Raw genomic sequence first — 293 nt, 5'->3', positions numbered from 1 at the left:
CTTAGCAAAAGCGAATATTTTTAAAAACCAAACAGAAAATGATTATAGTGTAATAAATGCAGATGATGCAGATGTGATGGCTTTATCTGCTTATAGTAAAGGTCAAAAAGTACTGTTCTCAACAACGAAAGAAATTGAAGATGGTGCGTGCATAAAAGATAATGCTCTTTATTTTAAAGGTGAAAAAGTTGTTGAAGTAGGTGATATCGTTTTACCTGGTCAACATAATTTAGAAAATATTTTAGCAGCGATGAGTATCGCAAAATTATTGGGTGTTTCTAATGAAGCGATTA

The 293-nt window shown here is 31.4% G+C and carries 1 protein-coding gene; it reads left to right on the top strand.

From position 1 onward, the window contains the following. A partial coding sequence (locus MR083_RS27115; RefSeq protein ID WP_242270123.1) for a Mur ligase family protein occupies positions 1 to 293 on the top strand: 293 nt, incomplete at both ends.

Source organism: Bacillus cereus group sp. BfR-BA-01408, from assembly GCF_022663305.1.
In the GTDB taxonomy this organism is placed as follows: Bacteria; Bacillota; Bacilli; order Bacillales; family Bacillaceae_G; genus Bacillus_A; species Bacillus_A pacificus.
The sequence above is the reverse complement of the archived record's forward strand: the minus strand, read 5'-3'. Positions and strand labels throughout refer to the sequence as shown.